A 24,416-nucleotide genomic window follows, 5' to 3' on the forward strand; every position below is an offset into this window, starting at 1 on the left:
GGGGCGTCGCAGATCGGGATTTGTCCGGTCTGCGCGTTCCGGGCGCGCGGGCCAATGCCACGCCCGGCCCCCCAATTGCAGACAAGAGGACAGACCCATGACCAATCCCCAGATCGACTATGCCGCAATGGCGGCTCAGTGGCGTGCAGAGCGCGAAACCACCTTGAAGGCATCTCGAGCGGAGCTGCTCGCGCAACTACGTGCGCTTGGCATCAGCGAGGTGACTGCCGAATACGAAGGCTATGGCGACTCCGGCAATGTCGAGGATGTGACGGTTCAGCCTGCAGAGGTCCGACTGCCGGAGGCGCTTGCCACAGAGATTGGCGATTTCGCCTGGTCGCTCGCCTATCACCATCACCCGGGGTTCGAAAATAACGAGGGCGGCTACGGCACGCTGACCTGGGACATAGCACTAGACAGCATCACCCTCGATCACGCGGACCGCTATGTCGAATGTTCGCACAGCTATGTCGAGGGTCTTTGAGATGGCCCATCCGCTTCATCATGCTGAAAGCTCTGCCCGGAAATTCGGCGGGGTGCCGTCTGACTATCAGTCCATACATGACTGGTTCGATGCCTCGAAAGAGCACCTCGCGCTCTTTACGCACCGAGCCATGCGCCACCACGCTCAAGGCCTGTTCGAGGCGGAACGGGTTTTCGGCCTGACCCTGATCAATAGCGCGGGTCGGGACATCCCCGTGCGCTGGATCGGCGAGCAGCATGTCCGTGAAGACTGCCAGGGCCGCATCCCGAGCATGGCGGACTGGCTGCGACGGATCCAGCCCGAGCCATGGATGGCCAATGGCCATATCGACCGGCATGTCGGCTCCGAGCCCTGCGGCGACCCAAGGGTTGCCTGGGCCTCCGAGGTCGCCGCCGGAAGAACGGTTCTTGGTCTGAAGGATTGGATGGCGGCGCACGCGACGCAAGCCACGCATGTTGCCTGACAGCACTCGGCCGTTTGCCAAACGAATACTGCATGGAAGCCCGGTCGGACGATCGGGCTTCTTGCGTCGTTTCCCCACCATTCTTCGTAAGGAGGATCGCATGACACTCGATGAAATCAAGGCCGCCGTCGATGCCGGCCAGACCGTGCATTGGGCCAATACCGGCTACGTTGTCCACAAGGACCGGCTCGGTCAGTACCTGATCACCTATGTGCCGAACGGCAGCTGCATCGGCCTGACCGACCGGGGCGGGCACGGGTTGAACGGAAAAGAGGCGGAGTTCTTCGTCGCGCAACCGAAGGTCGCCGCAGAAAATCCGGGCAACCAATCAAGACCAGACGGGCAGGGGAGGGGCGTAGCACCCGGAGGCGTGGGGGCATTCCCACTCGGACGGCAGCTCTGACCCGTGGGCGGGGCTGAAAGGAAAGCAAGCTTTCTGGTTTGTGATCCCAGGAGGGGTCGAGAAAGCAATCCCGGATGCGCTGGCAAGAACGTCAGGCACCGGCCAATCCAAGAAGGAACTATCCCATGTTCGCAGGAACCCTCACCCGCAATGTCGAGACCGCCGCCACTGAATACACCGGCATGATTCACTCGACGCGATTTGACATCGCCATCCAGCTTGAGGCACGGGCCAAGATGTCCGCGCGCAGCCCGGATTATGACGTGACGGCGGTCAACAAGTCGGGCCGCAAGGTGCGCATCGGCACGGCCTGGAACGAAACCGGCAATACCAGCGGCAACCCCTACATCTCGATGCAGATCGATGTCGGCCTCGGCCCCTTCCGGGTCAACGCGGTGCAGACGAAAGAGGCGCGCGCGGCCCAAAGCGGCGCGTTCGAGATCATCCCGCTGGTCTCGAACGGCCTGATGAAATCCGGCTCGATTTCGGGCGAGCTCACCGCCATGGACGCCGACAACGCCTTCACCGGCTACATCGCCAACATGATGTTCGATCTGGAGTTCATGCTGATCGAGAACAGCTACAAATCCGAGGAGACCCACCCCGATTACCGGATCGAGGTCAGCTCGCCCCGGGGCACACCGATCCGCGTCGGCTCGGCCTGGATGGCGAAAAGCAGCCGCACGGGCAATGACTACCTGTCGCTGCTGATCAACACGCCCGATGGCGACCTGCGCGTCAACGCCGTGCAGAACGAAGAGCAGCGTGGCGGCCAGACCTTCTCGATCATCCCGTTCATCGACAGCGGTGAGCAACCGCAGGACGCAGGCGCGGGGCTGTCGCTGGTCGCCTAATCGGCGTGCGAGGGGAAGACGATCTGAACCGAAAGGGGAGCCGTGGGACCGCGGTTCCCCTTTTTTTCATGCCTGGGTCAGTCGAGCGATCGAATGGCGATTGCATGAGGCGGTCCGATGTAGATGTATTGTCTAGATTGGAAGCGCTGCACAGCGTCTCCAATAGAGTCAAACTTGCACAACCGCTTGAGCGGCAATTAGGGCTTCGACAGCTACTTGAACCTCGGCATAGAGTTCGGTATCCAACCCTTCCGCATCGATTTCTACGATTAATGCATAGCGCACAGAAGGCAAACCTTCAGCGAGAAGCTTTTTGGATTTCCACCATCCGGTGACTGGGTGAACGGCCAACAAGTTTCGCCTTGCGAGATCTGATGCCTTGCAAGTCAGTTGATCGATGTGCAGCGATCCGACATGGCGCCGATTGCTACCGTAGTCCCAAAGATCATCCTCGTCGTTTGCGGGACCGTCGGGCTGTTCGGCCGCCTTGCTGATCCGAGCTAGGAATTGGGCTTCGTTCTCGCCGGCGCGATTGAGTTGGAACCGCAGATTGTGGGATGCGTAGCGATAACGAACGCCGCGTGAGGCTTCCGACGGGTTTGGAGCAATAAAGCTGCTTAGCGCCACCCGCAAGGTAACGTCGGCATTGCCGAGCGCGCGCAAAGCCTCAACGGGCCAGGGTAGGGCGAAGAGCTTCAACTCATTGTGGACATCACCGCCGGTCTTTTCGGAGATTCCGTAGGGTGTAATCGTGTCTTCCACGATGAGTGTCAGCGCGTTCGACGCGCTGCGGCGGGCACGGGCCATGTCCGGAACGCCAAATCCATAGCGCTGAAAAAGCGGCATGTAATGACCTTTGTTCGCTTGGGCCGGCAAATGTGCTCGCATCTGCTGAGTCCAACGCGCGGAAGACACATAGAGACCACGGACTGTCTCGGGCCAAAGTGTCGGATAATCCGACCAGAGTTCCGTTACATCCTTCGCTGCAAGCGCTGTCGCAGCGCTGGTGTCGAAGGTGAATGTGAAAGATCGGACCGGATAATTATGGTGCGTCGAAAGGAGCGATAACCATCCGTGCCGCATTGGCGGAGGCATGGCACTTAGCGCCCAGTTTCCGCCCTCTAGGACAACGTCCGGTTTGTTCGGCCAATGGGACGACCACGATGCAGTTCTCGAAGCTGGCGATAGATCGCCGAATGGTGCAAGCGCTTGGGCCGGGTCTCCGTTTGGTAGTACAGTCTTCTCGGTAAAGGCTCCAACAGACAAAACATTCCACGCTTGGGCAGGCGACTCGATCTCGTTGTCTTCGTGATCGCATCGGTCGAGGTAGTTTCCGGCACCAAAGGTGAAGTTGTCGGTATTCCCTGCCGAAACCAGCACCAAGCGCTGCTGTCTGAGTCCACCTGAAACACCGGCGGCAAGCTGATCGACTTCCGTCGACCACGAGGTCGGGGCACCGTCGTGCGGCGTGTCCTCACCCGTCGTCGTCGTCATGGTGAAAGTACGGCGTCGGGGACCAACCTGTTCGACCGCATTGATCGCCTGCCTGGTCACCGCGCCTAGGAGATGATGCGGGTTCATGCCGGCATCTGGCAGGAGTTTGACGGATTCCAGACGGTTCATGACCATAACTGGGTTCGCCTGATGAAGTTTTTGCGTCAGATCGCCAAAGAGCGCGAGTCCTCCCATCTGCGTTCCATGGCCCTTCACATCCTCCAATCCCCAAGCCGGATTTGCGGCATGTCGATCATCCACGCTAAGCGCCGGCTGAATCAGAGGATGCGCCCGACTGACACCAGTATCCAGGAGCGTAACGTAGCCAGCATTGGGGTGATCCGAATAGGTGGTCCGGCCTGAAAGCTCATCGACCCACTGTGCCTGTTCGGCCACCGGCAAGCCGTCAAAGAAATCTGCAGTGATTGTCGGAGCGGCAAGTGCTCGTACGCCACCCAGTCGCCGGACGGCTTGGGCAAGCTGATTGCGATCGGCCTTGACGACCACCACTGTATCTTCGGGAAACTCCAGCCGATCCGCGCCCACAGTCACACCATAGTTAGGCGCTGCTGCAACGAAGGCCTCGGTCATTTGGGGCTCGAGCCAAACCTCCCAGACTGCCGCAATATCCGCCGCGGGAAACTTGCCCGGCGGGCTGCGCCAGAGGGCACGCAATCCCGCTTCCGTAATGGCAGCGACGCTTTGAACCAAGTCTGCATTCTTTGGTCGGCCCGGGATGAATTCACCATCTTTCTCGCGATCAGGCGTGTCTTCCGTCCGAAACTGGTCGACCTTCTTGCGCAGGTTCTCAATACCCTTGGCTGTTGCAAACACCGTCGCACGCTCTTGGGCACCACCTGGAATAGGAAAATCTTCGATGCGAAGAAGCATCAGGCCACTGGCATCTAGGCTATCCTTTTTCAGGCGCTCGTCGATACGGGAGCTGATTTCGAGATAAACGCCGGGAAGCTCAGTGGCCGGAATATCCGGCAACGCGTCGATGGCCTGAAGCAGCGCTTGGGCGTGCGCAGCGCGATTGGGGACATCACTTGGTCTTTTGGACCCGCCCCTGCCCTTTGCCTGGAATGGGCGAGGTTGTCCTAGATTGCGAAGGTGGAAGTGTGGAAGCTCTCGTGCCATCGTCATTGGTCCCTAAATCTTGGAGCGACCGTCGGCGTTCGAGGGCGTCAAGCAAATCCTGTGTCGCAATCTTGTCAGTATCATTCAAAACCGCACGTCTCGCGGCATCTTCCGCCGCCGCCACAATATCGGCCGTTGAGAGGCCAGTGGCGACATCCGTCACCCGCTTCCATCCTATTCGATTGAACGAGAAACCGATCAGACGGCGCTCGAGTGCCTGTCGGATAGCGGGACCATCGGGCATCACATAGGGCAATACGAGATCGAAGCGGCGCAGCACGGCGCGGTCAAGAATTCCCGGCAAGTTTGTAGTGGCGACGACGATCGAAGGCCCTGTGTCTTCATCCAGGAACTGCAAGAATGAGTTCAGAACCCGCCGGGCTTCGCCGACATCGTTCTCACCGCCCCGGGCCGCAGCCAAAGCGTCAATTTCATCGAACAGGTAGATACCGCGTGTTGTCTTGATGGCATCAAAGACCATCTTCAATTTCTGCGCCGTTTCGCCCATGAACTTCGTTATTAGACCGTGGAGCATGACCGAAAATAAGGGGTACTGCAGCTCCCCGGCCAGTGCTGACGCACTCAGTGTCTTGCCGGTACCGGGAGGACCAGAGAGGAGAACGCGCCTCCGTGGCTTCAGGCCTTTTGCCTCGAGCTTTTCGCGCATACGCGTCTCGAAGACGAGATGCGACAGTTCACTCCCAATCCTATCCGGTAAGATTACATCGACGAGTCGCTCCGTCGGATAAGACGCGGCAAGAAACTCTGCAAGATCGCCGCGAGGCGTTGCGATAGGGGTGACTGCAGGGGTTTGCTTTGCTGGCGGCTTTTGCCCCGCTTCAGCCCACTGCCGCAACTGTTCAGCCAGCCGGGTGTGTCCCTTCTGCTCTTCGGCCGCCGAGAGTTGCATCGCCAGATCGTAAAAACGATCAGCGTCCCCTTCTGCGTGGCTCTTAACGAGACCGATGAGTTGTTGGGCTGAAGCCAAAGTCGAACTGCTCTTTCTGAATGATCATTTTCAGCGTTGATAGGGTCTTTTCTACATCCGAACCCTTTAACAGACCAGACAATTTGCACGGTTTGCATGCGGAGTGTGTCGGTTTTGTGCACTTGACCATCGACCTGAGTCCCAGCCTGTCGGCCTCCCCTGCTCGGCTGCGCGTGTCGCAGGGGAGAACGGCCCTTCGGTCCGTCGCGCATTCGGCCATGCGGCCTCACCGCGGCGTCGCACCCGGCATCCCGGTTTGCCCGCCTCGCGAGCACGTCCCTCCCCGGCCGCTCCGCCGGATTGCGCTCTGGTCTGTTTTGGCCTGAGACCAAAACGATCCCGCCGCTCCATCCGTCTCCCGCGTCCGGTCGGGCCGTTTGCCTGCTCGGGTCGGGCAAACCTACCGTCAAAACACACACACATGAGTGCGGAAGCATATCCTCCGGATGGCCCCCAAATCAGCCCGCGTCAAGGATCGCAAAACTTTTCGGCGAGGGCGGGGCCTGTGGCGGGGGCGGTCCCGTGCGCGAGCGCGCGCATGTGTCGGGTGCTGCGCGCGGAAAACTTTTGCGCCCGGCAAGCCGGCGGCTGCGCCGTCCCTGACCCGGGCAGATTCGGAAACCAGGCATTCGGCCATGCCCCCACACTCACGTGGTGGCCTTGGAACCGAACACTGGAGACCAGACATGGCTTACGACACCGCAAACACCTACGAGACGATCGAACTTTTCGGACTGACCGAGAGGGACGCGCAGCTGCCGATCCCGGAGGATCACGTCCTGACCAACCACATCATCCGCGAGAGCTTCGAGGCTTTGCTCGGTCAGCTGCGCGGGACCGGGCTTGAAGCAGAGATCGAACCGCTGGCCCATGGGCTCGCCACGATCCTGCAGCGCCGCAAGGTGGCGCTTGGCAAGGAGGTCGACCGCACCGCCGACAAGATCGGCGCGCTGGCAAAATCCCACGACGGATCGGAGATCGCCGAGACCGCGCTCGAAGAGGCGCAAGCGCGCTTTGTGCAGCTGCGCGAGATCGTCGGCGCCATCGAGGTAATGAGCGAGGCGGCGGCGGAATGCTACGAGGTCGAAACGGGCCACGCCTTCATCCCGGCAGCCGGGTCGCGCGCAAGCGTCCGGGCGCAGGAGACCGGGGCGGTCTTCGAGGCGCGGCAGCTCCTGGAGCAGCACGACCGTGAAACCGCCGAGAAGTCGAAAGTCGAGGGGGTGCCCCTGATCGTCTCAGGCGCCACCGACTGGACCGATGTCGATGTGATCTTCAACACGCTCGACAAGGTTCGCGAACGGATCAAGCAGAACCGCAATCAGGAGATCTTCCTCTGCCATAAGGGTGGCAAGCACGGGGCGGAGATGATTGCGGCTCGGTGGGCCCGGGCACGCGGGGTCGCGCAGGCGCGCTTCGATCCGCGCTGGTCCGCGCATGGCCGGGCGGCACCGTTCAAGTGCAACGACGAAATGCTGGATGACAAGTTCGCGGCGACGGGGGTTGTACTCTTCGGCGGCAACGGGGTCGCGCTGAACCTCGGGCAGAAGGCGGAAGCGAAAGGTCTGACGGTCATGCGGGTTGCGGACCCGGCGAAGAAGGCGTCGCAGGATTGAAGAGAGAGGGTCGCCTTCGGGCGGCCCTTTCGTTGTTTTCCCAGATGTGTGCGAACCTCAGGCGTGTCGCAGCGAACTCCAGCAACGGGTAGCAAAAGTCTTGATGACTGCAACACGGCCAATGTGGTTTTGGGAATGGCTGGATGGTATCTCGATGCAATCACAGCTTAATGTGGCCGTGCGGCAGAAGACATTTGTTGCGCAGCTCAACACCCGAACAGGTTTTTCCTCGATGCCTTTTTCTCCGGAACGCACCAAAGAGATCCAATCACGCATTGATGCGCGTTTGCGGTCCGGGCAGGCAAACGATTGGGAAGTGTCTTTTCTCACAAACATGGCTGAACGGTTTGAGCGTCACGGGACGGAGACGCGCCTGAGCAAAGCTCAGTACGCCAGCCTGCACAAAGTCCTGAAACTGGAAGGGGAAAAACCGGCCCAGACAAGGGCAGCTGCCGACGACGGCACTTCGAAACCAGCACCAAAGCGCAGCTCCAGAGCCGTTCAGGCGAGACCTCGTCCGATCTCCGTGAGCCGCGCAATCACCGCACCTCGGCGTGCCGTGCGAAAGGCTCAACGCCAAATCATGGTGCCGCTGGTTATTGCTGTCGGGTTCTTCGCATTGGTTGGATCATTGTTTGAGACGTCGAATTCGCGATCCACGCCCTACAGTCCGTCAGCAATTCCCACATCGCAAACGACAAACACCACTTACGTCTATGTGACAGGGACACGTGTCAACCAACGTTCTGAGCCGTCTACCGCGAACGCTGTGATGGGCGTCTTGAGCGAAGGGACTCGCGTCGAAATGCTTCGCGATGAAGGGCAATGGACCCAAATTCGGTCTAACTTGGGAGTGGGCTGGATGTCTTCCAGTTTCCTATCGCCGGTCGCGCCACCTGCAGAGCGACCCGCCTCGCAGGACCGGTCGCTTCGCGCCAGCGATGTACGGATCATCGACGGTGACACCGTCGACATTCGCGGGCTGCCGGCGAACGTCCGCCTTGTCGGGTTCAATGCCCCTGAGACGTGGCGGCCGTCCTGCACTGCAGAGCGTCAGGTCGGGGAACGTGCAACGGCGCGTCTGAGCCAGTTGGTGCGGAATGCGGCATCGATAGAATTTGAACGCGTGGCGTGCTCGTGTCGACCCGGTACCGAAGGCACCGATCGTTGCAACTTTGGACGCCTATGTGGATCGCTGTTCGTAGACGGTCAGGATGTGGGACGCACTCTGATTGGGGAAGGACTGGCTGTGCCATACCGGTGCGGCCGGACCAGCTGTCCTCCGCGTCCTCAAGCTTGGTGCGGATAACATCACAACCATCTCAACACCGGAGAACTGGACTTCGCTCGAGGCTGAACAACCGCCCTGCTGTTCGTTGCGCGCGACAGACCAAATCCCCAAAACTTTGAATCAGAGCGAACCCGACCTTCACCTCTATCGAGATCAACGAGAACTGTGGCGACTGCGATGTGGCGGCGCATATTTGGGTCTCTTCTTTTTGCTCATTGATGTGGATCGCACGGGGTCGGCCCGTTCGTGCCCTCAGCTCACGCTTCGGCAAGCACAAATACGGCTTCCACGGCGGGCCGCGGACCCTCCGCATTTGCGCTTGCGACCGGGCCTCTTGCCCCCGTGCCGGGTGATCCTCATCGCAACAAGGAGTAACCCAAATGACCAACCACTACGTCGCCACCGTCCCCGTCAAGTTCACCGATACCGATGGCCAGGAGCGCACCCGTTTTCAGCGCGTGGGCGCGATGTTCCGCAACACCCGCAACGGGGATGGCTCGGAGTTCTTCAGCCTCAAGCTCGACTTCCCGGTCGCGGTCTCGGAGCTGGTGATGTTCCCGCCGAGCGCAAAGGATCCGCAGGACTAAATCCTCTGACGAGGATGGGCCGCCCCGAGACGATCTTGGGGCGGCCCGATCCCTGTTCCAGGGATGCCGGGTCCGGCGGTCAGATCGCCCGAGGCGACCTCACGAAGCCGCCGGTCGCTGCGCATTTAACGGACGCACTTCGCCCGGAATGATCAGGCCGCGACAGACCGGCCAGTCAGCCTCAAGGGGGCCATCCACAAAAACCTATCGGCCAGGGCCTCCCGGTTTTTGCGGCAGAGATTTGGGGACCCAAATCTGGTCCTCCTTGACCCTGCCTGTCCGCCCTGTCGGTGGGGTTTGCACCCGCCCGCGTTTCCGTCCGAACACATGAGTGTTCGGCCAGAGCCTCGGGCGGGGCTGGGGAAGGGGGACTTCCAAAGCTGGAGGCTGTGCTGGTGGTGACGGGACAGGCCCGCGTCCCTGCGGGCCGCGGCGTGAAGCGGACACCAAGGCTGCCTGACCCTGAATGCGACGTAAGTATATAATTGACAGGTTTGTATATTATCGTAAGGTGGAGGCAGCCTTGGTGGAAGGTGGCAGGAAATAGGGGGTCTTTCTTCGCATGTCGCGCTCAAAACGTCTCACAGATGCGGACCGCATGGAGATCGTTCGCGAAGCTGCGGAAGGCGTTTCCACTTCAGTGCTGGCGGAACGGTTTGGCGTGTCGGTGCGGGCGATCCAGTACACGCTCAAAGCTGATGCCGAGCGCCAGACGGATGCTGCGATCCCGGTCTCAGCGGTCAGTGTGAAGGTCACGGCTACGGAGCTGGTGGCGCTCGACGAGGTGCTGGCGAAGGCGGGGATCGAGAGCCGGGCCGAGGGGCTGCGGCGGCTGATCCAGGCGGCGGGTGGGGTGTTCGTTCCGGACGCGCAGATGGCTGCTGAGATGGCGCGCTACCGCGCCTCTCTGCACGAGGTCGGCAATGGGGTCGCGCAGATCGCCAAGCAGATGACACAGGCCAACCGCACGGGGCATGCGGCTGGCCCGGTGTTCACGGAACTGCGTCTTGCGCAGATGCGCGGGCTGGCGCGGTTCATTCTGGATTCCGCTGACGAGATCGATCTGCTCCTGCGCCGCCGTCGGGACGCGATGCAGCTCGAGGCCACGGCCGCGCTGAGGGAGTTTGCGCATGCGGCTGAATGATGCCGTCCATGCCGTCACGGGCGAGGTCTTCCGGGATGGCTGGAGCCGCGTCCGGGGCTCGATGCAAGGTCTGCATGTGGCCAAGCAGACCCAGCTTACCCGCGCGGCAGCGGGGCATCGGCCAGCGGTGTTCAAGGCGATCCGGGGCGGCGGCACGCATACCAAATCGCAGCTCGCAAACCAGCTCGATTACCTCACCACCAAGTCCACACATATCGTGGACAGTAGCGGGTTCCTGGATGGCAAAGCGAAACTCGAGGCGAGTGACATCAAGGACCTGACCGCGCGCTTTGCCAAGCGCTGGGATGCGGGCTTCAAGCCCAAGCTGGGCCAGACCACCCACTTGCTCATGTCCTTCCCCATCGGCACGCGCGGCGAGGATGTGCGCGACATCGCGACGGATGTGGCCGAGCGGTTCTTCCAGACTGATGAGGGGCATTTCGACTACATCATCGCGGTGCATGAGGACCGCGATCACCCCCATGCGCATCTGGTGCTGAACCGCCGCTCGCAAGAAGGCGAGTTCTTCTTCCTCGGCCGCAACCACCGCTTCAACTATGACGATTTCCGCCTCGCCATGGTCGAGGAGGCGGAGAAGTACGGCGTGCGGCTGGAAGCCACGCGGCGGGTGGAGCGCGGCGTCGTGCATTACCCAGCCCGCACCAGCGAGGTTTATGCGGCGAAAGACGAGGGTCGCGCGCCCCGCGAGCGGGAACGTGTTGGGCAGGACCTGACCCGGACGCTGGCAGAGATCGCCAACACCAGAACCGTCTATCATTCGCTTGCCGCAGAGGCCTCCCGGGAGGCCCGGGAAGACATCGCCGCGGCACTTTTTCGCGCGGGCGAGGTGCTCGCGCATGGCGGGCAGGTGGACCGAACAGGAGATGTTTATATGGCCGAGGATCAAAGCTTCGAGGACCTGAGAAGCCTCTATGCGGAAAAGCTCGCGCGGGTGCAGGGCATGATCGCCGAGAAGCCTGACGCGGAACGTCCCGTCCTGGAAAAACGCCTCATCGAGATCCAGACGCAGGTCCAGCACATGCAGCCTCTCGGTTTGCGATCATCCGCGCTGTCAGAGACCCCCTCGGAGGGCGGGATCTATTCCGAGGCGAACATCGACACCAGCCAGCTTGAGCGTCTGGCCGAGCCCGACCTGAGATCGCGCATTGACGCGGCACTACGGGGCACCGGGATCAGCACATCGGAAGTGGTGGCCCGGATCGAGACCGGGGCCTCAAATGCAGCGCTCGAGCATCAATGGATCGCCAATGATCTCGCCAAGGTGGCCGAGGCGCGGGATCTGAACCTTGAACGCCGCGCTGATCTGGAACAGGCGCGCGACGTTCTCAACGATGTGCATGTCGCGCTTGGCACGCTGCTGGAACGGGAGAACGTGCTGCGCCGGGATGGTGTCATGGAAGCGGAAGTGGTCAGCGAGCGGTTCCATTATCATGAGGGCGCGGTGCGGGCGATGGAAGGGACAATCCGTCAGGAGATGCGCGCAGACGGCCTGACAGCGCAGCAGATCGAGGACCGGGATTGGGAGGTTGTCTCGCGGGCGGAGCGCCGGATCGAGACGGAGCAGCGCGCGTATCTCGAGGCACACCCGGACCTGCTCGCACGTCCTGGCGATGTGATCGACCGGTCTGAGCCCTACAGGGAGACCATCACCGATGCGGCCCGCGCCAGCGAGATCACCCGCGAGGTCGACCGCATCATGGAGGGACGCGATGTCCGCACACCTGTTGCGGATGCTGTCGCAGATGACTTGCGCGCGCGCTATCCGGACATGCCGTCCCACCTCGCCCGCGGGCTTGGCGCGACCTATGCGGCCGTCGTCGAGATACGCGACACGGAGGCCATCAATCAGGTCCGCCGCGAAAACGAGATGCGCGATGGGCTTGGGTCTGGAACGCGCGACACACTCCTCGCAGCCCGCGATGAAACTGCTTCGCTGTCTGACCGTGCCGACCGCCTTGCAGACGAGATTGCGCGTGTCCTGGACCATGAGCGGGCGGGGGAGTTGTCCGCGCCCTTCGAGACCGAGGCGGAGCGGGACGCCTTCCGCGACGAGATCGCGCGGGTACTGGACGTTCGCCAACTCGACCGGCTCACATCTGGCGATGCCGATGCGCTGGAGAAGGTTCTCGAGGACCGCCTCGACCGGCTCTATGTCGCCAAGGTCTACCTGCAATCGGATGCAGCGACGGCCAACACGGAGGCCTTGCGCCAGGTGGTCGATGATCTTGCCGATACCGAATACGAAAAACACCGCGCGACGGACGTTGATGGCGAGACCGAGCGGGGTCAGGTCCATTGAGCGCCTCCATGGGAAAAGCGCGGATCGCCACCGGTGTGCTTCTCGTTACGCTGGTGACCGCCGCCATGGGCTACACCATCGCCTCGGCCGTGCTGAGCTACCAGGACCTTGGCTTCGGGGCCGAGATCGACTTTGCTTATATCGTGCAGAACTATCTGGCGATCCTCGATCGCCGCCCAGAGGACGCCCAACTCATCCACCTGATCGTCGGCAGCTTTGCCGCCGCCGGCATGATGCTGAGCCTCGCCCTCTCGGGATCGGCCCTCACACGGTTTGGTCAGACCCATTGGCAGACTGCGCGCGAGATGAAGGCCAACGGGTTTTTTGGCGCGCCCGGGACCGGGTTCATCCTCGGCAAACTTGGGACGCCCGGCTCCCGCGCGAAATACATCTGCTCGAAAGTCTTCCCCCATGCCCTGATCGTGGCGCCCACGGGCCGCGGCAAGACCACGGGCTTTGTCATTCCGAACCTGCTCACCTGGCAAGGCTCTGCCGTGACGCTCGATGTGAAGGGCGAGTGTTTCGAGGCCACGGCGCGCCACCGCGCTGCCCAGGGCGACAAGGTCTATCGCTTTGCCCCCACCGATTGGGAGGGCAAGCGCACGCACCGCTACAACCCGCTCCTACGCATCTTTGAGCTGAAGGATCCCGCGCGCCAGCAGATGGAATTGCAGCTCCTCGCGACGCTCTTCCTGCAAAGCGACAATGACCGGGTGCAGGGCCTCCTCAAGGGCGGGATCGATCTCTTCGTGGCGGCAGGGCTCTTGGCCTTCCAGCGCAGGCGCCCCACCTTGGGCGAGATCTACCGCATCGCTGCCTCGGGCGGGAACAAGCAGAAGGAGTATTTCGCGCGGGGCCACGAGGTCGACAACAGGGCCGCCAAACTGATCTTCACGCGGCTGGCGTCGACCAATAACGACACGCTGACCTCTTACGTCTCGCTCCTGATGACCTCGGGACTCGATCAATGGCAGAACCCTGCCATCGATGAGGCGACGGCGGTGTCGGATTTTGATTTCCGCACGATCCGGAAAAAGCCCTTTTCGGTCTATCTCGTGGTCCAGCCGCTGATGGTGAAGCCGCTCGCGCCGCTGATCCGGCTGTTTTTCTCCGACCTGCTCTCGGCCATGCAGGAAAAGGATCCCGGGCCAGACGAGCCCTGGCCGGTGATGATCATGCTCGACGAGTTCAATCGCCTCGGCAAAATGCCCATCGTGGTCGAAAGCATCGAGACACTGCGCACCTATCGTGGTCACCTCGCCGTTGTCACCCAAACCATCCCCGCCCTCGATGAAATCTACGGCGAAAACACCCGCCGCGCCTTGCAGGGGAATGCGGGCGTGAAGCTCTACCTGACGCCCTCCGATGAAAAAACTGTCGAAGAGCTGAGCAAGGCAGTCGGCAAGACCACGAAAACCGTCGTCACGCGGTCGCAATCCATCGGCAAGAACCCCTTCGAGGGGCGCAGCCAATCAACACGGACCGAAGAGAGCTCTCTGCTCCCCGAAGACGAGGCGCGCCGCCTGCCACTCGACGAGATCGTCATGGTGATCGATGCCCAAATGCCGGTCCGCGCGAAGCGGATCCAGTATTTTGACGACCGGCTGTTCAAGGCGATCCATGCTGCGCAGACGGGGAATCTGCCATTTCCGGAGCCGGGGGGAGGGGCGCCGCAAGGCAATCTGCCGTTGAGTATGCGCGCCATGCCGATGACGCCGCCTTCGAACGGAGCAGGTGGGTCTGACGCCGTCGTGGAGACCGCACGCCAAGATGCTGGCAGTCAAACGTCAGGGCAATCCGACGTCGCCCCCAAAAAGACCGCGCCTGTCGTTCAAGCCGTCATCGCCGAGGAACAGCGCCAGATGGAGATGGATTTTGGAAGCAAGGTCGTGGATGCTGACGCTGCGAGCGTCGTTGATGAGGCGCAGATGCGCTCCGCTGTCGATGGCTTGGACGACATGGAAGCGATGCTGCGAGAGGACCGTGGTGAAAAGCTGGTTGCGCGATAGGGTGGCGAGGATAGCATGTCTGTTGCGCATGGCGCAGGAAAGTTATTGGCAGCAGCAGTTACATTTGTCTGGTTTGGGCTGAGTTTGAACTCCGTCTAGTGATGGATTGGACGGTTTTAGCAATGCTTTCAACAACTTAGTGGGCGCTGTGTGCACTGTGTGTGTAACATGGAATCGCCTTCTGGCGCGCCATGTCGGGCGTTCGGCGGGTGCGAGAATTTGGTGAAAATTGAAGCGAGGTGGAGCCGGATCGACTTACGGTTCTTGCCCACCTAGGGGCACCTCGGGTAGCCACGTTGACATTAAGTGTCCTTTCGTTAGGTCGGCGGGCTGTGGATTGAATGTCATGCGTCTGCGGATAGTGGGGGAAGGGCGATATCCGCCAGCGTCGAGCGATCCAGATCTGCGAGGAACGCCGTTTCGGCGGTGCGCAAACGGGCTTTGAGCCGACACCGCCCGTCAAGCGAGCATGTGTTTGTCTGGGTTTGGAAGCACTCCACCAATGGCTGATCTTCCTCGAGCAGGCGCACAACATCACCTAGCCGGATGTCATGCGGTGTTCGTGCCAGCACTGCGCCGCCACCGCCGCCTCTGCGCGTTTCGACAATCCCGCCCCGTGAGAGGCGCTGCATGATCTTGCTGAGATGGTTACGCGATAGTTCGAATTCCTCGGCAAGTTCGGCCGTCGAAAAGGCGCGGTCCTGGGAGCTGGCCATGCGCATCAGCATGCGTAGGCCGTAATCTGTGAATGAGGTGAGACGCATGTGCTTCTCCAGCCAATCAATAGGTATTTACAATACCAATTAACAGGTCTATCGCTGTTTGCAAGCTCTAAGACCTGGAGGCCGCCATGGCCGAACTCTCCGAAACGACCCCTCGCATTGCCTCGGCCCGTCCAGAGATGACCCGCGCGGTCATGGTTGAGACCGGCCTTGATGACGCAATGCTCACGGAGCTTGTCCACCGGTTTTACGGCAAAATCCGTGCAGATGAGACGCTAGGCCCGATCTTTGCCGACCGCATCACCGACTGGACCCCACATCTGGCCCGCATGGTCGATTTCTGGTCCTCGGTTGCGCTGATGACCGGGCGCTATCATGGCGCGCCGGTGCCCGCCCATACCGGCCTGCCGGTAGCACGGGCGCATTTCGACCGGTGGCTGGCCCTGTTTCGCGAAACCGCACACGAAGTCTGCACTCATCAAGGGGCCGACCACGTCATTACCCGCGCCGAGCGGATCGCTCGGTCGCTCCACATGGCGGTGCAGGATGCGCAAGGCGTATGTCCCCACGCCATTCCTTCCCTACGTTGATGAAAGGACGCGACAATGACCGACACGCCACCAAATGACGCCGCCGAGCTGACCCGCTACATCGAGACGCGCTATCATGCGCTGCACCGCGAGCATCTTCCCGTCCTCGCCCAGATGGCAGAGAAGATCGAGACCGTTCATTTCGGCGATGACAATGTGCCCGTCGGCCTTGCCGATGTGTTGGAGCGGATGATCGGCCACATGGAAGTGCACATGAAGAAGGAGGAGCTGATCCTCTTTCCTGCCATTCGCAAAGGCGGGGTGCCGGGCATCGAAAATCCGATCGCCGTGATGCGCGCCGACCATGACGATCATGCCACCGAAGTTGCGGAAATCCGTCGTCTGACCAGCGATCTGACCTTGCCGGACGGGGCTTGTGGGACCTGGACGGCGCTTTACAACGGGCTGACGGAATTCCTGACCGATCTCGAAGAACATATGCGACTGGAGAACGACGTGCTCTTTCCGCAATTCGAGCCTAGTTGAGGGAGGACGATGTCAAACTTCGACGCATCAAGGCGCTATGCCTCGTCACCCTGCCTCGCGGGAGAGATCGCGCCAGGTTATTTCGATCCGCTGGCGGTGGACCCCGAACAGGAACGCGATGTGGCCCGTTGGCGAAATGCGGAACGCGCGCGCCTGCGAGCGGAACGTGCCGCGCTTAGTGTCGAGTGCCGCCAAGCAGTGGGCGCCTCGCTGGTCGGACACGTGCGTGACCTTTTGGCTGATCGGTTCGGCGGAGCGCGGGGCAGGGTATTCTCAGCCTATTGGCCGATCAAGGGCGAGCCTGACTTGCGCGAGTTGATGGCTGAATTGCACGCAGGTGGTGTCACGATTGCATTGCCATTGGTCGAACGAAAGGTAGCCCCTTTGGTCTTTCGCCGCTGGACGCCTGAGACAGTCATGGTACGTGGCGATTGGAATATTCCTGTTCCGCCACCTGGCGCAGAAATGCTCACACCTGACATTGCGCTGGCACCACTGGTGGGTTGGGACGCTGAAAGCTACCGCCTCGGCTACGGCGGCGGCTATTTTGACCGGACGCTGGCGGCCCTTGCCCCGCGGCCTTTTACCATCGGGATCGGATTTCAATCCGCACGATTGTCCTCCATTTATCCGCAGCCGCACGATGTGCCGCTGGATGAGATCCTGACTGAGGCAGGCGTCCAGGCTGAAAGGCCGAGAACATGAGCAGTACGGCAGAACAGATGCGCGCGTGGCGCGGTCCGGCTATTCTGACGTTCGGGTTTCGTCCGTTTTTCTTCGGGGCGGCAGTCTGGGCAACGCTGGCTATGGCGCTTTGGATTCCGATGCTGTCGAGCGCTTTGGTGCTGCCAACTGACTTCGATCCCGTATCGTGGCATGCACATGAGTTCCTGTTTGGCTATCTTGCAGCCGTGATCGCTGGGTTCTTGTTGACGGCTGTGCCGAACTGGACGGGGCGGTTGCCGATTGTGGGCTGGCCACTGGGGGGGCTCTTTGCCCTCTGGATCGCAGGCCGTATCGTTGTGGGTGTCTCACAGGTTTTGCCACCGCTGTTCGTAGCGGCGGTGGACCTCGCGATGCCTGCCGCTTTGGGTGCCGTGATCGCGCGCGAGATCGTAGCGGGCAAGAATTGGCGCAATCTTATCGTCTTGAGCATGCTGGCGGTGTTCACGCTCGCCAATGGGCTGTTTCATTGGGAGGCCGCACATGGCCTCTACGCTCCGCAGGGATACGGGCTGCGTCTGGGGCTCGGGGCGGGCATGATGATGATCGCGGTGATCGGGGGGCGTGTCGTGCCCTCCTTCACACGTAACTGGCTGGCCAAACGAGGAGGCGGGCGCTTGCCCACGCCTCCAATGCAGCGGTTGGACAAGGCGGCGCTTCTCGTCCTGCTAGCAGCACTCTTGATGTGGGTGATTTGGCCGCATTATCTACTGACGGGTATTGTTCTGTTGATGGCAGGTATCGCACAGGCTGTCCGCTTGGTGCGATGGGCCGGGTATCGGACGGGACCCGAGCCGTTGGTTGCAATTCTGCATGTATCCTATGCTTTTGTACCATTGGGCGCCCTTGCAATCGGTGCGGAGATTCTCTGGCCCGGCACATTTGGAACAGCAGCGGCACAACATCTTTGGATGGCAGGTGCTGTTGGGTTGATGACACTGGCCGTGATGACGCGCGCTACACTCGGGCATACTGGCCAACCTTTGACGGCCGGTGTCGGGACGGTGGGCATCTATACCGCCGTATTGATCGCGGTGCTGGCGCGTGTGGGTGCAGGTTTCTGGCCCAATGCGCAAGATTGGCTCAATGTGGTCGCGGGTCTTGGCTGGATAGCGGGCTTTGGCGGGTTCGCTACTGTCTATGGCCCGCTGCTGCTCCGTTTGCCGCCAGACAAGAGGCCAGGAGGGTAGGGGAGCGTGATGGGCTGGTTGGAATTCGCCCTGACTTGGATCGCGTTCTTCGTGACCCATTCAATACCGCTGCGCCCTCCGGTGCGGCCGTGGTTTCAGGCGCGGCTCGGGCGGCGTGGGTTCAGCATTGCCTACTCTCTTCTATCGCTGGCCGCTTTGGCCTGGCTGATTGGTGCTGCAGGCCGCGCGCCCTTTGTGCCCTTGTGGGACTGGGCACCATGGCAGGGACATGTGACCTTGGTCATTATGCTGCTCGTCTGTTTGATTTTGACTTTGGCGATCGGGCGGCCCAACCCTTTTTCGTTCGGTGGCGCGCGGAATGAGCGTTTTGATCCCCAGCGCCCCGGCATTATTCGGGTGATCCGACATCCGCTGCTCGTGGCGCTCGCGTTGTGGGCTGCGGCGCATGTCGTTCCCAATGGGGATCTGGCGCATGTACTTCTCTTCGGGGTCTTTGCGACGTTTGCAGCACTTGGCGGGCGTCTGGTGGACCAGCGACGGCAGCGCGAAATGGGGCCAGAATGGCAGTGCTTGCATGATGCTGTCACCGCCAGTTCCGGGAATGTCATACCTGCCTCTTGGACTGCGGCGTCGGTGCGCCTTGTTGCGGGTGTAGCACTCTTTGGCGGTTTGATCTGGGCGCACCCATGGCTGTTTGGGGTCAGTCCGCTGGGATGATGCTCAAAGCGAGGCTTGACGTCGATCAATGTGCATTTGCTTAAATCAACTATAAAACATTCCACAATTGCTTGACGGAATTGTTCTCCATGAAAACACTTCGAAACATTCTGGATGAGAAAGGCGCAGAAGTTTTCAGTGTAGCGCCCAATGACACCGTCTTTGATGCAATCAAGGCGATGGCGGATCACGACATCGGAGCACTTGTTGTTTTGGATCGCGAAATACTGGTCGGCATAGTCACCGAACGTCATTATGCGCGAAGAGTCTTCTTGAAGGGTAAATCTTCTCCGAAAACCCAAGTCAAAGACATCATGACGACGCCAGTTGTTTGCGCTGACCCCAGTCAATCAACAGATCAGGGTCTGGCATTGCTGACTGAAAAGAAGATCCGTCATTTGCCGGTTATCAGCGAGAACCAGGTCATAGGTATTGTGTCGATCGGCGACTTAGTGAAAAGCAAGATCAGCGACCAGAAATTTGTGATTGATCAACTGGAGCGATACATATCGGGTTAAACTCAGGTCCGCAGTGGTCACACGCCCAATGCCGTTGCGCCGCTCCATTTCAGAGAGTTTGTGCCAGATCAAGGAACTCTCCTGCTTTGTGTATAGAGTGATCTTGTGAAACTCACGGGAGGAGTGTCGTATCATGACTTCAAGTTTGTTTGAGACAACGATAGGCGCCTTCGAAGAGCGAATGGCGCTCAGGCGCAAGATGTTCAACGTCACCGGCGTCAAACTGCCGAAGCGACGCTTAACGCAAGATGTGGAAGATAGAATCCGCGACAGCATCATCAACTGCTACGAATGCAAGAGTGGCGACACCTGCACAAGCTGGCTGGCAGAAGTGGCGGATGACGTGCCACCGCCCGAGTTTTGCCCCAACCGGGATACTATCCTGCGTCTGAAGGCTGACGGGTACTCTAAGGAATCGATCAAATGAGCATTCGAGCGGCGCTCGGCAGTTGTTTTGCTGTTCGCGATGCGCGACTTGGTCAGATGGGGGACATGCTTCAGGTTACCGACGCATTAACAGCGTTTGAGCAAGACGCTTGCGGAGAAACAGAGCTTCAGTCAGCTGTATTGAGGTGTTTGGACTGTCTGAATGCCGATATCTGCAAAACCTGGCTTGCACGAGCCGAGCAAGGATCGGCCGCGCCTTCGTTCTGCGCAAATGCGGCACGATTCTACAGGCTTAGGCAACGTCAAGACATCATCACTTCTTAGCAGTGTCCTCGATCCAGGTCTTGGCCGCAACCGCGCGGGGCAAGCCAAGCGGTCCGATGGCCAAGAGCGCTACTTGTGCGAGAGCGCTGTCTTCGATGCCCTCAGAACGTGCACGACGGCTGTGTGAGTGCACTGCCCCTTCCGATGATGCGCCTATTGCAAGAGCCAGTTTCACAAGGCGCCGTTCCCGATCGGTCAAAGGCCCTGCCTCGGCGCAGGCTTTGCCCAAGGCGGCATAGGCGTTCCAGATATCCGGCTGCTGTTCTGCAAGATCGCCGGCGGCGCCGGGCATTGATTTTGTCATGGTTGCGTCCTTATGCTGAATAGTCGTCGATGAGTGGATTAGGTTTGGCGTAACGTGTCAGGTCTTCGAGGTCGGTGATCACAATATGGTTTTGTGCGACTTTGACACCGTACGGCTCCAAGCCCTTAAATGCTCGGCTGAGGTTCTCGGGTGTCATGCCCAAAAAGGACGCCAAGCGCCTTTTCTCCATCGTCAGATCGAACTCGAGCGACCCAGTGCGGTCCTGTTGACGCAGCAAGTAGTTTGCGAGACGCTCAAGTGAGGTACGTAGCTTGAGATCCTTGGTGTTTTTCACGACTGCTCGATAGCACTGGGCAAGTTCTGCAACGATTGCCTGAGCAAAAGCACTATCCTCAGAAAATACGGCCCTAACATCCTGGGAGGGAATAAGGGCAATGCGGCTTTTCTCGAGTGTTCTGGCGGACATCAGATATGGCAAATTCCGAACACTGGCTGCAAGAATAAAGGTCGACACGGGTCTGACGGTCGCCATGCTTGTCTCTCGCCCATTCCACGCCGAGAACAGATCGACGGAACCCGACAGGACGACATGCAGGAAGTCCGGTGGCTCATTTTCATGAATTAGATCAATTCGGGGTGGAAAGTTCTGAACATAGGCGCCGCGCATGAGGGCACGGTAATTCGCCTCGTCCATGTTGGCGAACAATGTCAGGTCGCGAATCTCTTCCTTATACGACTCAGACATGTCCACTTTTGCCTCCAAATTTCTTAATTTACGATATTTTTTAGACCCACTTGATAAATGTCAAGTGATCGATTGATATGTACGGATCCTGACTTGATGAACCATCATATGAGAGTTGATGTATTTCGGTAAGTCATTTATTTCATTACACTTTTCCCGATTCTTGATGTAGATCAACCTTTCGCGTCTCGAAATCCTCCAACCCTGTACACAAGCCCGAATTGGGCATGTTGCTAGGAGGACCTACCATGGACAGTGCCGGAACCGTCGGCAGAGCCGACCAAAACAGAGCCCTAGGGCTCAGCACCGTTGCATTTACAGCGTGCTTTGCGGTCTGGACGATCTTTTCCATCATTGGTGTTGGCATCAAAGCCGAACTGGGCCTCAACGAGGCTCAGTTCGGCCTTTTGGTTGCAACGCCGATCCTGACTGGCTCGATCACGCGGTTGTTTCTTGGCGTCTGGACAGAGAAATACGGCGGTCGGCTGGTGTTCACCGCGCAGATGCTGCTGACCGCGATGGCGACATGGGCGCTGACCTTTGCCTCCACCTACACCATGTATCTGGTTGCCGCCCTTGGGATCGGCTTAGCCGGCGGTTCGTTCATCATCGGCGTCGCCTATGTTTCGCGCTTCTATGACGCGGGCCACCAGGGCACGGCCCTTGGGATTTTCGGGGCCGGCAACGTCGGTGCAGCTGTCACCAAATTCGTCGCCCCTTTCGTAATGGTAGCCTATGGGTGGCAAGGTGTTGCACATGTCTGGGCTGTCGGTCTCGCGATCATGGCGATCATTTTCTTTGTGTTTGCGAAGGATGACCCGGAACTGATTGCGCGCCGTAAGTCCGGCGTCAAAGCACCAAGCTTTGCGGAGCAATTTGCTCCTCTGCGCAATCTGCAGGTCTGGCGGTTCTCGCTTTATTACTTCTTTGTTTTCGGTGCCTTCGTGGCACTGGCACTTTGGATGCCGCATTACCTCATCGACGTTTATGGCCTCGACGTACGTGCTGCGGGCATGTCCGCAGCAGCATTCTCGCTCTCTGCATCGCTGTTTCGCGCCTATGGTGGCCACCTTTCCGACAAGTTTGGTGCGCGGAAGGTGATGTACTGGACTTTTGGTTTCAGCCTGGTGCTGCTGTTTATGTTGTCCTACCCGCCAACGGACTACGTGATTCAGGGCAAGGACGGCCCGATCACGTTCTCGACAGAAATGGCTTTGTGGCCCTTTGTCATCACACTGTTCGTCCTGGGGTTCTTTATGAGCCTCGGAAAAGCCGCCGTGTTCAAGCACATCCCGGTCTACTACCCGCACCATGTGGGCGCGGTCGGCGGTCTAGTTGGTATGATCGGCGGTTTGGGTGGCTTTGTCCTCCCCATAGGCTTTGGCGCTTTGCTAGAATTGACAGGTATTTATACCAGTTGCTTTGCGCTCCTGTTCGCGCTCGTTGCGATAGCGCTCGGCTGGATGCACTTTTCGGTACGCGCAATGGAACGGGCGGCACACGGCCCAGCCCTCGACGAGCTCCCCGAGCTCCCTGAGATGCAGCCGATCCACTTGCCGGAGCGGACAACCATGCCACGCACGCTCACGGAGTGGCAGCCAGAGGATGAATCCTTCTGGTCCAACAAGGGTCGTGCGGTCGCGCGGCGCAATCTCTGGATCTCGATCCCTGCGCTTCTGCTGGCCTTCTCGGTCTGGATGGTCTGGTCGATGGTTGTCGCGCGCCTTCCTGCAATCGGGTTCGACTTCACCTCGTCCCAGTTGTTCTGGCTGGCCGCATTGCCCGGGCTTTCGGGTGCGACCCTGCGTATCTTCTACAGCTTTATGGTGCCGATCTTTGGCGGCAGGCTCTGGACGACGCTTTCAACCGGGTCCCTGCTGCTGCCAGCCATGGGTATTGGATACGCCGTACAGAACCCTGATACACCCTATCTGATCTTTCTGTCGCTGGCGCTCTTGTGCGGCCTAGGCGGTGGCAACTTCGCGTCCTCGATGGCCAACATCGCCTACTTCTTTCCAAAAGCGGAAAAGGGCAATGCGCTCGCCCTCAACGCGGGCCTCGGCAACCTCGGCGTCTCTGTCATGCAGTTCCTGGTGCCCATCGTCATCACGGCGGGTGTTTTTGGAGCCATGGGCGGTGCACCGGTCACGCTTGATGATGGCAGCCAGCTTTGGATGCAGAATGCAGGCTTTGTCTGGGTGCCCTTTATCCTCATCGCGACCATCGCGGCATGGCTGGGTATGAACGACATCGCTGATGCCAAAGCCAGCTTCCGCGATCAGGCTATCATCTTTAGCCGGTTCCACAACTGGGTGATGTGCGTTCTCTATACCGGAACTTTCGGCAGCTTTATTGGCTACTCTGCAGGCTTCCCGTTGCTGACACGGCTGATGTTCCCCGAAGTGAATGCACTGCAGTACGTATTCCTCGGTCCCCTTGTTGGCGCGCTCAGCCGTGCAGGCACAGGCTGGATCAGCGATCGTTTCGGCGGCGGGCGAGTCACCTTCTGGACCTTCCTCGGTATGATTGTCGCGGTTTACGGCGTGATCTTCTTCCTGCCTTCGGGCGGAGATGGGGGCAGTTTCATGGGCTTCTTCGCCTGCTTCATGGCGCTGTTCCTGCTGACCGGAATCGGCAATGCATCCACCTTCCAGATGATCCCTGCAATCATGGGTCGTGAAATTCCGCGCCTGATGCCGGAACTGGATGCTGCCGCCAGCCGTAAGCAAGCCGAGCGCGAGAGTGCCGCGATCATCGCCTTCACTTCGGCCATTGCAGCATACGGCGCGTTCTTCATTCCCAAGCTCTATGGCACCTCGATTGCCATGACCGGGGCACCTAATGGCGCGCTTTGGGCCTTCCTCGGCTTCTACTTGATCTGCCTGATCGTGACCTGGGTCTTCTACACCCGGCCCGGTGGGCTTCTCCATGACATCGAACGTGGTCGCGGCTCCGCTGCCGCTGCACAACCTGCTCAGTAAGAAAGGAACCTGAC

24 protein-coding genes are annotated in these 24,416 nt (G+C 59.9%); 19 read left to right on the forward strand and 5 right to left on the reverse strand.

Features of this window, described 5'->3' with window-relative positions:
* Positions 1-97 precede the first annotated feature (97 nt).
* The 4 genes from COL8621_RS17265 (at position 98) to COL8621_RS17280 (ending at position 2,204) form a co-directional block, all read left to right on the forward strand.
* Positions 98-484 (forward strand): DUF6878 family protein, encoded by a 387-nt coding sequence (locus COL8621_RS17265; protein ID WP_093968678.1) that lies wholly within the window; start codon positions 98-100, stop codon positions 482-484.
* Between the two features lies 1 nt (position 485).
* On the forward strand, positions 486-947 hold the full coding sequence (locus COL8621_RS17270) for a DUF6915 family protein (protein ID WP_093968679.1): 462 nt from the start codon (positions 486-488) through the stop codon (positions 945-947).
* Positions 948-1,047: 100 nt separating this feature from the next.
* Positions 1,048-1,350 (forward strand): hypothetical protein, encoded by a 303-nt coding sequence (locus COL8621_RS17275; RefSeq protein ID WP_093968680.1) that lies wholly within the window; start codon positions 1,048-1,050, stop codon positions 1,348-1,350.
* A 125-nt stretch (positions 1,351-1,475) separates the two neighbouring features.
* Positions 1,476-2,204: a DUF736 family protein gene (locus COL8621_RS17280; protein WP_093968681.1), complete on the forward strand. Its 729-nt coding sequence runs from the start codon at positions 1,476-1,478 to the stop codon at positions 2,202-2,204.
* Between the two features lie 168 nt (positions 2,205-2,372).
* Here the strand turns inward: COL8621_RS17280 and COL8621_RS17285 are convergent, their stop codons facing one another.
* Together COL8621_RS17285 and COL8621_RS17290 are read right to left on the reverse strand one after the other, a co-directional pair.
* Entirely contained in the window at positions 2,373-4,838 is a 2,466-nt protein-coding gene (locus tag COL8621_RS17285) for a S8 family peptidase (RefSeq protein WP_235823936.1), read from the reverse strand.
* On the reverse strand, positions 4,744-5,826 hold the full coding sequence (locus COL8621_RS17290; RefSeq protein ID WP_093968682.1) for an AAA family ATPase: 1,083 nt from the start codon (positions 5,824-5,826) through the stop codon (positions 4,744-4,746). Before COL8621_RS17290 ends, COL8621_RS17285 begins: the two co-directional genes overlap by 95 nt.
* A gap of 686 nt (positions 5,827-6,512) precedes the next feature.
* Between COL8621_RS17290 and COL8621_RS17295 the strand changes: the two genes are divergently transcribed.
* From COL8621_RS17295 to COL8621_RS17320, 6 genes are all read left to right on the forward strand, one after another.
* Positions 6,513-7,442, forward strand: coding sequence for a DUF2493 domain-containing protein (locus COL8621_RS17295; RefSeq protein ID WP_093968683.1), 930 nt, complete (start codon positions 6,513-6,515; stop codon positions 7,440-7,442).
* Between the two features lie 103 nt (positions 7,443-7,545).
* Entirely contained in the window at positions 7,546-8,751 is a 1,206-nt protein-coding gene (locus COL8621_RS17300; RefSeq protein ID WP_141137912.1) for an SH3 domain-containing protein, read from the forward strand.
* 362 nt (positions 8,752-9,113) lie between these two features.
* On the forward strand, positions 9,114-9,320 hold the full coding sequence (locus tag COL8621_RS17305) for a hypothetical protein (RefSeq protein ID WP_007120662.1): 207 nt from the start codon (positions 9,114-9,116) through the stop codon (positions 9,318-9,320).
* Between the two features lie 562 nt (positions 9,321-9,882).
* The gene (locus tag COL8621_RS17310; protein ID WP_093968685.1) at positions 9,883-10,464 is read left to right on the forward strand and encodes a helix-turn-helix domain-containing protein; all 582 of its coding nucleotides are present in this window, start codon (positions 9,883-9,885) and stop codon (positions 10,462-10,464) included.
* Positions 10,451-12,784, forward strand: coding sequence for a relaxase/mobilization nuclease domain-containing protein (locus COL8621_RS17315; RefSeq protein WP_093968686.1), 2,334 nt, complete (start codon positions 10,451-10,453; stop codon positions 12,782-12,784). The genes COL8621_RS17310 and COL8621_RS17315 overlap by 14 nt, the downstream gene beginning before the upstream one ends.
* Positions 12,785-12,792: 8 nt before the next feature.
* A complete protein-coding gene (locus COL8621_RS17320; protein ID WP_093968687.1) occupies positions 12,793-14,793 on the forward strand; it encodes a type IV secretory system conjugative DNA transfer family protein in 2,001 nt (666 codons plus the stop codon).
* Positions 14,794-15,137: 344 nt separating this feature from the next.
* Here COL8621_RS17320 and COL8621_RS17325 read toward each other — a convergent pair whose 3' ends face one another.
* Positions 15,138-15,557 (reverse strand): RrF2 family transcriptional regulator, encoded by a 420-nt coding sequence (locus COL8621_RS17325; RefSeq protein ID WP_093968688.1) that lies wholly within the window; start codon positions 15,555-15,557, stop codon positions 15,138-15,140.
* A gap of 86 nt (positions 15,558-15,643) precedes the next feature.
* On the opposite strand from COL8621_RS17325, the gene COL8621_RS17330 reads away from it, so the two are divergent.
* The 8 genes from COL8621_RS17330 to COL8621_RS19450 all read left to right on the forward strand — a co-directional run bounded on the left by COL8621_RS17330 (position 15,644) and on the right by COL8621_RS19450 (position 20,411).
* Positions 15,644-16,105: a group III truncated hemoglobin gene (locus COL8621_RS17330; protein WP_207652097.1), complete on the forward strand. Its 462-nt coding sequence runs from the start codon at positions 15,644-15,646 to the stop codon at positions 16,103-16,105.
* Positions 16,106-16,120: 15 nt separating this feature from the next.
* Positions 16,121-16,591 (forward strand): hemerythrin domain-containing protein, encoded by a 471-nt coding sequence (locus COL8621_RS17335; RefSeq protein ID WP_093968690.1) that lies wholly within the window; start codon positions 16,121-16,123, stop codon positions 16,589-16,591.
* 9 nt (positions 16,592-16,600) lie between these two features.
* On the forward strand, positions 16,601-17,296 hold the full coding sequence (locus tag COL8621_RS17340; RefSeq protein WP_093968691.1) for a 5-formyltetrahydrofolate cyclo-ligase: 696 nt from the start codon (positions 16,601-16,603) through the stop codon (positions 17,294-17,296).
* On the forward strand, positions 17,293-18,504 hold the full coding sequence (locus tag COL8621_RS17345; protein WP_093968692.1) for an NnrS family protein: 1,212 nt from the start codon (positions 17,293-17,295) through the stop codon (positions 18,502-18,504). The genes COL8621_RS17340 and COL8621_RS17345 overlap by 4 nt, the downstream gene beginning before the upstream one ends.
* A gap of 9 nt (positions 18,505-18,513) precedes the next feature.
* Positions 18,514-19,182 (forward strand): NnrU family protein, encoded by a 669-nt coding sequence (locus tag COL8621_RS17350; RefSeq protein ID WP_093968744.1) that lies wholly within the window; start codon positions 18,514-18,516, stop codon positions 19,180-19,182.
* Between the two features lie 89 nt (positions 19,183-19,271).
* The gene (locus COL8621_RS17355; protein ID WP_093968693.1) at positions 19,272-19,700 is read left to right on the forward strand and encodes a CBS domain-containing protein; all 429 of its coding nucleotides are present in this window, start codon (positions 19,272-19,274) and stop codon (positions 19,698-19,700) included.
* 133 nt (positions 19,701-19,833) lie between these two features.
* On the forward strand, positions 19,834-20,127 hold the full coding sequence (locus tag COL8621_RS17360; RefSeq protein ID WP_093968694.1) for a DUF6455 family protein: 294 nt from the start codon (positions 19,834-19,836) through the stop codon (positions 20,125-20,127).
* 56 nt (positions 20,128-20,183) lie between these two features.
* Positions 20,184-20,411: a DUF6455 family protein gene (locus tag COL8621_RS19450; protein WP_370804708.1), complete on the forward strand. Its 228-nt coding sequence runs from the start codon at positions 20,184-20,186 to the stop codon at positions 20,409-20,411.
* Here COL8621_RS19450 and COL8621_RS17365 read toward each other — a convergent pair.
* A complete protein-coding gene (locus tag COL8621_RS17365) occupies positions 20,401-20,715 on the reverse strand; it encodes a carboxymuconolactone decarboxylase family protein (protein ID WP_093968695.1) in 315 nt (104 codons plus the stop codon). The genes COL8621_RS19450 and COL8621_RS17365 overlap by 11 nt on opposite strands.
* Before the next feature lie 10 nt (positions 20,716-20,725).
* On the reverse strand, positions 20,726-21,421 hold the full coding sequence (locus tag COL8621_RS17370) for a helix-turn-helix domain-containing protein (protein WP_093968696.1): 696 nt from the start codon (positions 21,419-21,421) through the stop codon (positions 20,726-20,728).
* Positions 21,422-21,669: 248 nt separating this feature from the next.
* Here COL8621_RS17370 and COL8621_RS17375 point away from each other — a divergent pair, with 248 nt between their 5' ends.
* Positions 21,670-24,402, forward strand: coding sequence for a nitrate/nitrite transporter (locus COL8621_RS17375; protein ID WP_093968697.1), 2,733 nt, complete (start codon positions 21,670-21,672; stop codon positions 24,400-24,402).
* Positions 24,403-24,416: the final 14 nt, after the last annotated feature.

Origin of the sequence: Actibacterium lipolyticum (assembly GCF_900184935.1) — a bacterium.
Lineage (GTDB): Bacteria > Pseudomonadota > Alphaproteobacteria > Rhodobacterales > Rhodobacteraceae > Actibacterium_A > Actibacterium_A lipolyticum.

Excerpts from the sequence above, each read along its gene's own strand:
- COL8621_RS17285 (WP_235823936.1), bottom strand. The coding sequence starts at position 4,838 with ATGGCACGAGAGCTTCCACACTTCCACCTTCGCAATCTAGGACAACCT.
- COL8621_RS17325 (WP_093968688.1), bottom strand. The coding sequence starts at position 15,557 with ATGCGTCTCACCTCATTCACAGATTACGGCCTACGCATGCTGATGCGC.
- COL8621_RS17345 (WP_093968692.1), top strand. The coding sequence starts at position 17,293 with ATGAGCAGTACGGCAGAACAGATGCGCGCGTGGCGCGGTCCGGCTATT.
- COL8621_RS17280 (WP_093968681.1), top strand. The coding sequence starts at position 1,476 with ATGTTCGCAGGAACCCTCACCCGCAATGTCGAGACCGCCGCCACTGAA.
- COL8621_RS17320 (WP_093968687.1), top strand. The coding sequence starts at position 12,793 with ATGGGAAAAGCGCGGATCGCCACCGGTGTGCTTCTCGTTACGCTGGTG.
- COL8621_RS17270 (WP_093968679.1), top strand. The coding sequence starts at position 486 with ATGGCCCATCCGCTTCATCATGCTGAAAGCTCTGCCCGGAAATTCGGC.
- COL8621_RS17275 (WP_093968680.1), top strand. The coding sequence starts at position 1,048 with ATGACACTCGATGAAATCAAGGCCGCCGTCGATGCCGGCCAGACCGTG.
- COL8621_RS17365 (WP_093968695.1), bottom strand. The coding sequence starts at position 20,715 with ATGACAAAATCAATGCCCGGCGCCGCCGGCGATCTTGCAGAACAGCAG.
- COL8621_RS17340 (WP_093968691.1), top strand. The coding sequence starts at position 16,601 with ATGTCAAACTTCGACGCATCAAGGCGCTATGCCTCGTCACCCTGCCTC.
- COL8621_RS17305 (WP_007120662.1), top strand. The coding sequence starts at position 9,114 with ATGACCAACCACTACGTCGCCACCGTCCCCGTCAAGTTCACCGATACC.
- COL8621_RS17370 (WP_093968696.1), bottom strand. The coding sequence starts at position 21,421 with ATGTCTGAGTCGTATAAGGAAGAGATTCGCGACCTGACATTGTTCGCC.
- COL8621_RS17330 (WP_207652097.1), top strand. The coding sequence starts at position 15,644 with ATGGCCGAACTCTCCGAAACGACCCCTCGCATTGCCTCGGCCCGTCCA.
- COL8621_RS17295 (WP_093968683.1), top strand. The coding sequence starts at position 6,513 with ATGGCTTACGACACCGCAAACACCTACGAGACGATCGAACTTTTCGGA.
- COL8621_RS19450 (WP_370804708.1), top strand. The coding sequence starts at position 20,184 with ATGGGGGACATGCTTCAGGTTACCGACGCATTAACAGCGTTTGAGCAA.
- COL8621_RS17360 (WP_093968694.1), top strand. The coding sequence starts at position 19,834 with ATGACTTCAAGTTTGTTTGAGACAACGATAGGCGCCTTCGAAGAGCGA.
- COL8621_RS17300 (WP_141137912.1), top strand. The coding sequence starts at position 7,546 with ATGACTGCAACACGGCCAATGTGGTTTTGGGAATGGCTGGATGGTATC.
- COL8621_RS17355 (WP_093968693.1), top strand. The coding sequence starts at position 19,272 with ATGAAAACACTTCGAAACATTCTGGATGAGAAAGGCGCAGAAGTTTTC.
- COL8621_RS17310 (WP_093968685.1), top strand. The coding sequence starts at position 9,883 with ATGTCGCGCTCAAAACGTCTCACAGATGCGGACCGCATGGAGATCGTT.
- COL8621_RS17350 (WP_093968744.1), top strand. The coding sequence starts at position 18,514 with ATGGGCTGGTTGGAATTCGCCCTGACTTGGATCGCGTTCTTCGTGACC.
- COL8621_RS17265 (WP_093968678.1), top strand. The coding sequence starts at position 98 with ATGACCAATCCCCAGATCGACTATGCCGCAATGGCGGCTCAGTGGCGT.
- COL8621_RS17375 (WP_093968697.1), top strand. The coding sequence starts at position 21,670 with ATGGACAGTGCCGGAACCGTCGGCAGAGCCGACCAAAACAGAGCCCTA.
- COL8621_RS17315 (WP_093968686.1), top strand. The coding sequence starts at position 10,451 with ATGCGGCTGAATGATGCCGTCCATGCCGTCACGGGCGAGGTCTTCCGG.
- COL8621_RS17335 (WP_093968690.1), top strand. The coding sequence starts at position 16,121 with ATGACCGACACGCCACCAAATGACGCCGCCGAGCTGACCCGCTACATC.